The sequence below is a fragment of the Streptomyces sp. NPDC058964 genome (assembly GCF_042741275.1).
Taxonomy (GTDB): domain Bacteria; phylum Actinomycetota; class Actinomycetes; order Streptomycetales; family Streptomycetaceae; genus Streptomyces.
The window spans coordinates 1-9,945 of record NZ_JBHYKH010000335.1 but is presented as its reverse complement, the minus strand read 5'-3'; the positions used below and the strand labels follow the sequence as shown (position 1 = coordinate 9,945).

The 9,945-nt window shown below is 74.4% G+C and carries 9 protein-coding genes; 3 read left to right on the top strand and 6 right to left on the bottom strand.

All coding sequences use genetic code 11. From position 1 onward, the window contains the following. The 6 genes from larC to aroF form a co-directional block, all read right to left on the bottom strand. Window positions 1-978: nickel insertion protein (larC, locus tag ACFW2E_RS31790; protein WP_384470772.1), on the bottom strand; the 978-nt coding region annotated here is incomplete at its 3' end. After that, window positions 975-1,796 (bottom strand): nickel pincer cofactor biosynthesis protein LarB, encoded by an 822-nt coding sequence (gene larB, locus ACFW2E_RS31785; protein WP_384470769.1) that lies wholly within the window; start codon window positions 1,794-1,796, stop codon window positions 975-977. The genes larB and larC, both read right to left, overlap by 4 nt. A 3-nt stretch (window positions 1,797-1,799) precedes the next feature. Beyond that, a complete protein-coding gene (locus ACFW2E_RS31780) occupies window positions 1,800-2,669 on the bottom strand; it encodes an ExsB family transcriptional regulator (protein WP_384470766.1) in 870 nt (289 codons plus the stop codon). A 5-nt stretch (window positions 2,670-2,674) separates the two neighbouring features. Next, complete coding sequence (locus tag ACFW2E_RS31775; RefSeq protein WP_384470763.1) at window positions 2,675-4,177, bottom strand: isochorismate synthase MenF; 1,503 nt, start codon at window positions 4,175-4,177, stop codon at window positions 2,675-2,677. A 2-nt stretch (window positions 4,178-4,179) separates the two neighbouring features. Further along, window positions 4,180-5,277 (bottom strand): phenazine biosynthesis protein, encoded by a 1,098-nt coding sequence (locus tag ACFW2E_RS31770; RefSeq protein WP_384470760.1) that lies wholly within the window; start codon window positions 5,275-5,277, stop codon window positions 4,180-4,182. A gap of 23 nt (window positions 5,278-5,300) precedes the next feature. Then, complete coding sequence (gene aroF, locus ACFW2E_RS31765) at window positions 5,301-6,344, bottom strand: 3-deoxy-7-phosphoheptulonate synthase (protein WP_384470757.1); 1,044 nt, start codon at window positions 6,342-6,344, stop codon at window positions 5,301-5,303. A 219-nt stretch (window positions 6,345-6,563) separates the two neighbouring features. Between aroF and ACFW2E_RS31760 the strand changes: the two genes are divergently transcribed. The 3 genes from ACFW2E_RS31760 to ACFW2E_RS31750 are packed head-to-tail and all read left to right on the top strand — an operon-like array spanning window position 6,564 to window position 9,829. Continuing rightward, on the top strand, window positions 6,564-7,235 hold the full coding sequence (locus ACFW2E_RS31760; RefSeq protein ID WP_384470752.1) for a cyclase family protein: 672 nt from the start codon (window positions 6,564-6,566) through the stop codon (window positions 7,233-7,235). Between the two features lie 37 nt (window positions 7,236-7,272). Continuing rightward, complete coding sequence (locus tag ACFW2E_RS31755; protein WP_384470749.1) at window positions 7,273-8,484, top strand: DUF362 domain-containing protein; 1,212 nt, start codon at window positions 7,273-7,275, stop codon at window positions 8,482-8,484. Between the two features lies 1 nt (window position 8,485). Then, entirely contained in the window at window positions 8,486-9,829 is a 1,344-nt protein-coding gene (locus ACFW2E_RS31750) for an aldehyde dehydrogenase family protein (protein ID WP_384470746.1), read from the top strand. Window positions 9,830-9,945: the final 116 nt, after the last annotated feature.

Here is a 9,945-nt window from a genome sequence, read left to right as displayed (position 1 = left end):
GGCCAGCAGCAGGGCCTGGAGGTTGGACTGGGTGCCGCCGGAGGTGAAGACGCCGTCGGGGGGGGGGCGGCCGGGGCGGGGGGGGGGGGGCCCCGCGCAGGTTTGGAGGGGCGGGGGGGGGGGGGGCGGGCCGCGGCCCGCGGGGGGGGGGCCCGTTGGGGCCGGGGGGGCCCCCCGGGGGGGGTGGTGGTGGTCGGGGCCGGCTCCCACCCCCACGGCCCGGCCACCCGGCGGGGTGTCGTCCTGCCGGGCGGTCCCGAGCACCAGCCGGACGACGTTCGGCACGTCCGCCAGGTCGCGGGTGCCGGCCCCGGCACCGGTGCCGAGCAGCCGCAGGGCGGGCATCCCGCCCCACCCGGTGCACAGCGAGAGGACGAGCGCCACTCCGGTCGGGGTGGCCATCTCGTACGGGAACGCACCCGACTCGGCCGGTGCGCCGTGGTCGGCCAGGAGCCGCAGGACGGCGGGCGTCGGGACGGGGATCGAGCCGTGGGCGCTGCTGGTCCGTCCGCTGCCCAGCACCAGGGGTGTGGCGGTGGCGGTGCCGACGGCCAGCTCGTGCACGGCCGCGCAGACGCCCACCACGTCGGCGATCGCGTCGAGCGCGCCGACCTCGTGGAAGTGCACGTCGTCGACGGGGATCCCGTGCACGGCGGCCTCGGCCCGCGCGAGGCGGGTGAACACCGAGTGGGCGCGCTCGCGCACGGGCCCCGGGAGCGCGGCCCCGGAGAGCATCGAGCGGATCTCCTGCCAGGTGCGGTGCGGCGGGCCGGGGTCGGTGTCGACGTGGACCTTCGTCGCGGACAGGCCGCAGCGCCGGACCCGTTCGGTACGGATCCGGGCACCGCCGGGGACGACCGCGTCGACGGCCCGCTGAACGGTGCCGGGCGACGCCCCGGCGTCCAGCAGCGCACCGAGCAGCATGTCCCCGGCGACCCCCGAGGAGCAGTCGAACCAGGCGGAGACGGGGGCGCTCATGAGACCACCGGCTCGGGCCGGGGCGTGCCGGGGGCGGACGAGGCCGGGGCCGCGGTCGTCCGGCGGACCATGCGGGCGGCGGCCACCGCCGCCCCGAAGCCGTTGTCGATGTTGCACACGACGACGCCCGGACCGCAGGAGTTGAGCATCGTGAGGAGGGGGGCCACGCCGCCGAAGGAGCTGCCGTAGCCGACGCTGGTCGGTACCGCGACGACGGGTGCCGAGACCAGACCGGAGACCACGCTCGGCAGGGCGCCGTCCATGCCCGCGACGACGATCAGGCAGTCGGCCGCGTCCAGCCGGTCCCGCACCGCGAGCACCCGGTGGATGCCGGCCACCCCGACGTCGCGCACCAGCTCGGCCCCGCAGCCGAACTCCCGGGCGACGAAGGCCGCCTCCCTGGCCACCGGTTCGTCGGTGGTGCCGGCCGTCACCACCAGGACCCGGCCGCGCGGGGCCGGTGGTTCGCCCAGGGCCGCGCAGCGCGCCTCCCGGTCGGTGCGCAGGCCGTCCGGGAAGGCCGCGGCGAGGGTGTCCAGGGCCTCGTCGGACAGCCGGGTCGCCAGGGCGGAGCGCCGCCCCGGCTGCCGCAGGAGCTCCTCCAGCAGGGTGACGATGTGGGCGGGCTTCTTGCCCTCGCCGTAGACGACCTCGGGGTCGCCGGTGCGCAGGGCCCGGTGGGTGTCGAGGCGGGCGAACCCCAGGTCCCTGACCCCGCCGGAGAGCGGGCCGGCGACCAGCCGGCCCAGCGCCTCCTCGGGGTCCCTCGTCCCGGCGGACACCTGGCGCAGCAGCTCCCGTACTTCCTCGCGGTCCATCGCTCAGCCCTTCGCGATCTCGTTGAGGGAACCGGACCGGAAGCCCCGCGGGTCGACCTCCACGGAGGCGAACCCGGTGGCCAGGACGGCCTCCAGCACGCCGGCGCAGGCCCGGACGGCGGGCACGGCCGGCCGGTCGACCTGGATCAGGGCGCGTTCGCCCAGGTCACGGACCCTCAGGTGGTAAGTGGCGATCCCGGCCCGGTGCAGCCCGTCGCGGAGGGCGCTCTCGGCGGCCTCGACCCGGGCCAGCCGCTCGCGGGTGATGGCAAGGCCGAAGGCGACCCGGCTCGACAGGCAGGGCGACGCCGGTTTGTCCCAGGTCGGCAGCCCCCAGGCCCGGCCGGCCGCGCGGACCTCGGCCTTCGTCAGGCCCGCGTCGGCCAGCGGGGTGACCACTCCGCGCCGTGCGGCCGCCCGGATACCCGGGCGGTGCGGGTCGGCGAGGTCGTCCGCGTTGGTGCCGGTGGCGACGTGGGCGAGGCCCTCCGCCGCCGCCACCTCCAGCAGCCGGCCGGTCAGCTCGTCCTTGCAGAACCAGCAGCGGGACCGCGAGTTCTCCCGGTAGCCCGCCACCTCCAGCTCACGGGTCGTCACGAAGGTGTGCCGGGCACCGAGTCCGGCGGTGATCTCCTGCACGGCGTTCCGCTCCCGCCGCGAGAGGCTCGCCGAGTCCCCCGTGGCGGCGAGGACCCGGTCCGCGCCGAGGGCTCGCACGGCCGCCGCGAGGAGCAGCGCGGAGTCCGCGCCGCCGGAGAACGCCACCACCACGGAGCCCAGCGCGAGCAGCCGGCGGTGCAGGTCGTCGAGGCGCGCGGCCGGGACCTCGGTCCCGGTGTCCGCCCCCGCCGGGGGGGACGTCGGCAGCGGCATGGCGGTCACTCGATTCCCAGGGCGGACATCATGGGGCGCAACTTGGCGCAGGTCTCCGCGTACTCGGCCTCGGGGTCGGAGCCGGCCACCAGGCCGACCCCGGCGTACAGCGAGGCGGAGGAACCGTCGAGCAGGGCGGAGCGGATGGCGACCGCGAACTGGCCCTGTCCCGAGGGGTCGGCCCAGCCGACCACGCCCGCGTACCAGCTGCGGTCGAACCCCTCGTTGTCCTGGAGCCAGCTCAGCGACTCGGCGCGGGGATGGCCGCCCAGCGCGGGTGTCGGGTGGAGCAGTTCGACGAAGTCCAGGATCCCGGCCGTGGAGCCGGGGGCGAGGGCGCCGCGGACCTTGGTGGACAGGTGCTGGACGTTGGTGAGCTTGACGACCGCGGGCGGGGTCTCCACCTCGACGTCGGCGCAGGAGGTGCCGAGCGCGTCGCGGAGCATCTGGACCACCACGTCGTGCTCGTGCTGGATCTTGGGGCTGTCGACCAGTTCCCGCTCCAGCTTCGCGTCCTCCTCGGGGGTGGTCCCGCGAGGCGCGGTGCCGGCCAGGCCCAGCGCGTGCACGGCGCGGTCCTCGACACGTACGAGGTATTCGGGGGTCGCGCCCAGGAAGGTGTACTCCTCCTGGTCCACCGCGAAGACGGTGGTGCCGGGGTTGGCCTCGCGCAGCCGGTGCACCGTGTCCGGCACGTCGAAGGGCGTGGACGCGGTGACCCGGACCTCGCGGGCCAGCACCAGCTTCTCGAAGAGGCCGTCATGGATCCGGCCGGTCGCCCGGCGGACCAGCCCCTTCCAGTCGTCGGCGCCGGGGAGTTCGACGCTGGTGTGCGTGCGGCCGGCCGCCGGGAGCGGGGGCCGGTGCCGGGGAACGGCGGCATCGCGCAGGCACCGCTCGGCGAGCTCGGCGAGTCCCTCGGCGAGCTGCTCGGGGTCGCTGTCGTGCATCAGGGCCGCGTTGAGCCGCAGTTCGGCGGGGGCGGCCCGGTGGGCCGTGACCGGCTCGGGAACGGCGGAGCGCACCTGGAGGGCGGGCACCCACAGCAGCGCGTCGGGGAGCGTGCCGCCCTCGGGCGTGCTGTCCGGGCTGAACGCGAACCCGCCGATCGCCAGGGGCCCTTCGCCCCCGGGCAGCCCGGCGACCTCCGTGCCGCCGGAGACGAGGTCCCGGGACAGGGCCGCCCAGCTCTCGCGGACCGACGCCATGCGCCGCTCGCCGCGCCCGCGCAGGTCGCGGGCCGATCCGATGGCCACGACGGAGCCGCGGTCCCAGGCCGACTGCCACAGGAAGGAGCGGGGCGTGCTGCGCCGGCCCCGGCTCCAGACCGCCACGGGGTCGGCGACCATGAGGGGCTTGGCCCAGCTGACGAGCGCCAGGCGCCGGGTCTCGCGGACCCGGTCGAGGGCGTGCCGGCACAGGGCGAGCAGGCTCTCCCGCTCGGCGTGGTCGAGCACCGGGGACAGGTGCTGCGTGGGCGCCGCCGCCGGGGCGGTGCTGGTCGACACGGTCAGTACACCCCTTCCACGGGAGTAGCGCCGCCGTCCGCGGTGAGGGGCTGGATGTCGGCGAGACCGTCCTGCGGGTAGCCGCCCGCCGGGGCGATGCGCAGCACCGAGTCGCGCTCCAGGGTCCAGGGCAGCAGCAGATCACGGGAGACGAGGCTGATCCGGGCCTGCCCGCGCTCGCCGTGGCCGACCTCCCTGGTGGTGTCCTCCGGGTCGACGACCTTGACGCGGCTGAAGGGGTGGAAGGGCACGAAGACGCAGCCCTCGTCCTCCTGTCCGGCGCTCCTCGGGCGCTGCGGGGCGATGCCCATCATGGTGTTGCCGTACAGGCCCACCACCGCCGCGTCCGGGAAGACCTCCTCCTCCAGCAGGCGCAGGGTCTCGGGGCTGACGCTGGTGCCCGCCCAGATGATGCCGCGCACCTTGCGCTGCACGAGGTCCAGCAGCCTCTCGTCGGCGGCCAGCGCCTCCAGCACGGGCGGGGTGGCGAACAGCACCGAGACCGGCTGGGTGGTGAGCACGTCCTCGGCCTGCGCCAGGATGTGCCGGACGTAGCGGGCGGCCTCCTCGCCCCGGCCGGCCTTCACGCTGCCCTTGACCCAGCGCGGGTCGAAGTCGATGAAGTGGCAGAAGGTGCGGCGCAGTTGGGCCAGCAGGCCGATGGACCGCCCGACGATGTGGGGTCCGGTCGGGCCCAGGTGCAGCCAGTGGCCCTCGCCCTCGCCGGGGACACCGTGCTCGGCGAGGACCTCGCTCACCCACAGGACGCCCTTGCGGCGCGAGAGCGACTCCACGATCCGCTTGGGCCGCCCGGTGGTGCCGCCGCTGTCGAACACCTGGAAGTCCCAGGCGTCCCGGGCGGTGCCGGCCGGGACCAGGTCGTCGACGGATATGTCCCGCCACTCCTCGCTGACGTCCGGGAAGCGGCCCAGGTCGTCCCAGGTGCGGATGTCCGTCAGCGGGTCGAAGTCCAGCTCAGCGGCGCGCTTCACCCAGTACGGCGACCCGGTCTCCGGGGAGAAGTGCCACCGCATCGCGGCGCGGACGAACTCCTCCGGACCGAGGTCGGCGGTGAACGGCTCGACCGGTTTCTCCATCATGTTCCTCCTCCGTCGGCGGTGGGTCAGACCTGGGCCAGGGAGCGGGCGCGGGCCGCGGGCAGCGTCCGCCCCACGGCCTCCACCACGGGCTTGAGCCGGCCCATGAGGGCGCCGAACTGCTCCTCGGAGAGCGCCTGGGCGCCGTCGCACAGAGCCTTGCCCGCGTCGGTGTGCACGTCGATGAGCAGTCCGTCGGCGCCGCAGGAGGCGGCCGCCAGGGACATCGGCCCGACCAGGTGGGGGCGGCCGGTGCTGTGGCTGGGGTCCACGAGGACCGGCAGGTGGGTGAGGCGCTTGGCCTCGGCCACGGCGCTCAGATCCAGCGTGAAGCGGGTGCTGCGGTCGTAGCTGCGGATGCCGCGCTCGCACAGGACCACGTTCTCGTTGCCCGCCTGCATCACGTACTCGGCGGCCAGCAGCCACTCCTCGATCGTGGCCGACATCCCGCGCTTGAGCAGGACCGGCCTGCCCGACGCCCCGGCCGCGCGCAGCAGTTCGAAGTTCTGCATGTTGCGCGTCCCGATCTGGAGCATGTCGCTCTCCTCGGCGACACACTCCACATCGCCCGGGGTGACGACCTCGGTGACCACCGGCAGACCCGTGCGCCTGCGCTGCTCCGCCAGCAGCGCCAGGCCCGCGAGACCCATCCCCTGGAAGCTGTAGGGGGAGGTGCGGGGCTTGAAGGCGCCGCCGCGGATCATGACGGCGCCGGCCGCGACGACGGCGTCCACCGCGGCGAACATCTGGTCCCGGCCCTCGACCGCGCAGGGTCCGGCGATCACCACGAATCCGGTCCCGCCGATCACGGCCTCACCGGCCGGTCCTACCTTCACCTCGGTGTTCTCCGCGCGGAACTCACGGCTGGTGAGCCGCTGCGCCCCCGCGACGAGGACGACACGGTCGACTCCGGGCGCCTTCTCCACGGCCGACACGAGTTCCGGCGTCCCGCTCTCCTCGGTGATGAGCAGCGAGATGTCGTCCAGCGCGCTGGACACCGCGGACACGCCTTGTTCCCGGAGAATTCCGGAGACGGACTCCAACTCTTCGCGGGTGGCCCGCGGACGCATTGCCACGATCATGGAAAGCCTTCCAAAGGGGCTGGCACGCGGGATCTGCTCCCGATTGCGAATCGAGGCTAACCACGGCACGGCGCCCGGGGCAGAGGGCTGGCAGCATGCTGCCAACTTCCCTTGGAAATATCGCGTACTCGGCTCTGACGTGCTGTGATCACCCGGCAGCCTGCTCGCGAAGGCGGCTGTCCCACAAGGCGATTGAGGGAGCTGACCGTGAATATCGTCGACATCAGCCAGGGTTGGTACGAGGGAATGCCGTCCTATGACGCGCCCTGGTATCCGGAATTCGGGGTGCGCAAGGCAATGTCGCCCGAGACCGACCCCTCGGGAATAGGCCGGACATTCTCCGACCTCCAGATTTTCCCGCACAACGGCACGCATGTGGAGTCGGGTTACCACTTCTTCGCGGACCGCGAGAAGATCGACGAGGTGCCGTTGGAGACCTTCGCCGGCCGCGCCTGCGTCGCGGACCTCTCCCACAAGCGGGACCTCGACCCGGTCACCGGCGAGGACCTGGAGAAGGCGCTGGACGGGATCTGGCAGCGCGGCGACCGGCTGCTGGTGCGCACCGACCACCCCAACCGCTACCTGGGCCGCGAGGACTACTGGGACAAGCCGCCGTACCTCACCGTCGACGCCGCGGACTGGATGGTGGACAACGGTGCCGTCCTGGTCGGCATGGACTGCATCACCGAGCGGCCCGACGACCGCAGCGGCCAGGTGCACCGACGGCTACTGTCGGCCGGCATCCCGATTCTGGAGAACATCCAGAACCTCGACCGGATCACCGAGCCCGTCGTCCAGTTGATGGCCCTGCCGGTCAAGATCGCGGGTGTCGAGGCCGCCCCGGCCCGTGCCGTCGTCTTCGACGGATGGCCCTTCTGAACACGCCCCGGGACACTCTTCCGGACAGGGAGTTTTCGTGACCGGCGATCTGACGACCGTTTCCCTCACCAGGGTCGCAACGACGACCGAAGCCGCGGTCGACGAGGCGCTGGACCTCCTGGGCGACCCCTTGCGGGACGTCGGCAAGGGCGACCGTGTGGTCATCAAGCCCAACATGTTCCAGCGCAAACCGGGGTTCAGGACCAGCCCCGAGCTGCTGCTCGCCGTGGCGGCGCGGGCGTCGGCCCGCGGGGCCGAGGTCTACGTCGCCGAGCGCACACACGTCCTCAAGGAGATCCTCGACGGGGCCCCCGTCCACCGCTACGCGAAGGTGGTCAGCTTCGACGACCGGCCGCTGCGCGTCACGCAGGTGCCGGGGGCCACGTCGCTGCGCGTGCCCATCGCGATCCCGGACCTCGTGCTGGACTGCGACTTCTTCATCGGGGCACCCCAACTGCGCACCCACTCCAGCGTGGTGCTCACCAACGCCATGAAGAACCTGGTGGGCCTGCTGCCGGGATTCACCACGCGCATCGTCCACATGGCGGGGGTCGAGGAGGCCATCGTCGACCTCAACCTGCTGCGCCCGCAGCACCTCGTGGTGTGCGACGCGACGAACGTCATCGAGGGCAACTACCCCATGGAGGGCTCCCTGCGGGAGATCGGCCTCGTCGCCGCCTCGCGCAACGCGGTCGCCATGGACGTGACGATGGCGGCGGTCGCGGGCGTCGGCTCCTGGGAGCTGGCCTATCTGCGCGACGCCCACGAGCGGGGCCTCGGGCCGATCGACCTCGCCGACGTGGACGTGCGCGGGACACCGGTGGAGGACGCCGCGTTCAAGATCCTGCGCGCCCCGGTGGACCTCACCCCGCCCCGGGAGGGCATCCACGTCCACGCGGAGACGGCGTGCGAGGACTGCCGCCGCTGGGTGGCCGCCGCGATGCACCGGCTGCGCGACGACCTGCTCGTGTTCCCGGGCGAGTTGACGATCCTCTCCGGACCGATGGAACGCCTTCCGGCCCTGCGCGGCACGGCGGTCCTCGTCGGCAACGCGATGTACGAGCACCGCGACGCCGGCGTCTACCTGGAGGGCTGCCCGCCCCGGGCCATCCAGACCGCGGGGCTGCGGTACGCGATGGGGCACACCGTCACGGAGGCGGAAGCCACCCAGTTCCGGGTCCCGCGCCAGGGCCCGGCCCCGGAGGCGGACGGCGGGCTGTCCGGGATGTCGCTCGAGGAGTGGGTCTGACATGGTGATGTCCATCCCCGTACTGCGGGGCGGGCAGGAGCGCGCCTCGCGCGACTCCCGCATGCTGCACGACGTGAACGGCGACCCGCTCGCCGAGGTTCACGAGGCTCCCGCGCTCCTGGCCGAACTGACCGTGAAGGCCATGCGCCAGGCGCCGCCCATGCCGCTTCAGGAGCGGCTGGCCGTGCTCGCCGAGGCGGGCCGGCTGTTCGCCGAGGCACCCCTGGGCGGCCAGACACCGCAGGAGTACTGCCGGGTCCAGGCGCTGGCCTCGGGCGTACCCGTCGCGGTCGCCCGGCAGACCCTCGCCCGGACGCGCGACGACAGCGCCCTGCTCGGCGAGGTGGTCGGAAGGCAGTCCCCGGCGGGGGCCGGCCGCACGGCCCGCTGGGTGCGCCGCGGTTGCGTGCTCGGCGTCGTGGCGCCCAGCAACCACCCGGCCACCCACGGGGCCTGGCTGCAGGCCGTCGCGATGGGGTACCGGGTGGCGGTACGGCCCGGCGCGCGCGACCCGTTCACCCCGCTGCGCCTGGTGCGTGCGCTGCTCGAGGCGGGCCTCGACCCGCACGCGGCGGCTCTCCTGCCCGGCTCCCACTCGGCGGCGGACAGGCTCGTCCGGGCGGCCGACCTGGCCCTGGTGTACGGCGGCGAGGACACCGTCGCCCGGCTGCGCGGCGACGGACGGGTGCTGGTGCGCGGCCCCGGCCGGAGCAAGATCCTGCTGGACGGCCCGTACGACGAGGAGACGCTCGACCACCTGGTCGCCGAGATCGCCTCGGACGGCGGTGTCCGCTGCACCAACACCACCGCGGTCCTCACCTCCGGCGACCACCAGGCGCTGGCCGAGGCGCTCGCGGAGCGGCTGGCCCGGCTGCCGGTCCACCCGGTCACCGACGACCGGGCGGTCCTGCCGGTACGTCCCCGCAAGGAGGCGGAGGGCCTGCGGGCCGCCGTCGGGCGGGCCGCCCAGGGGGCGCCGGACCTGACGGCCCGCCACTACCCGGAGGGACCTCTGACGCCGGCCGGCCCGGACTCCGTGGCCCTGCGCCCCGCCGTCGTACCGGTGGACCGGAGCGACCACCCTGCGCTCCGTACGGAGCTCCCCTTCCCCTGCGTGTGGGTGGCCCCCTGGCACCCGTCCGAGGGCGTGGGCCCGCTGACCGACTCCCTGGCCCTGACCCTGCTCACCGACCGCGCGTCGCTGGTCGACGAGGCCCTGGAGTCCCCCACCGTCCGCACCGTCCTGCACGGCAGGGTCGAGGGCTGGTGGAAGGACCCGTACCTCCCGCACGACGGCTATCTCGGCCAGTTCCTCAAGGAGGCCCGGGGCTTCGCGGCCGCCTGACCCGGACGCCGCCCGGCCCCGGCGGGGCGGGGGGCGGCCCGGGCCCCGCCGCGGGGGGCACGCGGTGGCCGCGGGCCCGCGCGGGGGGCCCCGCGGCGCGGGGGCGCGGCCGTGGG

Excerpts from the sequence above, each read along its gene's own strand:
- larB (WP_384470769.1), bottom strand. The coding sequence starts at position 1,796 with ATGGACCGCGAGGAAGTACGGGAGCTGCTGCGCCAGGTGTCCGCCGGG.
- ACFW2E_RS31780 (WP_384470766.1), bottom strand. The coding sequence starts at position 2,669 with ATGCCGCTGCCGACGTCCCCCCCGGCGGGGGCGGACACCGGGACCGAG.
- ACFW2E_RS31770 (WP_384470760.1), bottom strand. The coding sequence starts at position 5,277 with ATGATGGAGAAACCGGTCGAGCCGTTCACCGCCGACCTCGGTCCGGAG.
- aroF (WP_384470757.1), bottom strand. The coding sequence starts at position 6,344 with ATGCGTCCGCGGGCCACCCGCGAAGAGTTGGAGTCCGTCTCCGGAATT.
- ACFW2E_RS31750 (WP_384470746.1), top strand. The coding sequence starts at position 8,486 with ATGGTGATGTCCATCCCCGTACTGCGGGGCGGGCAGGAGCGCGCCTCG.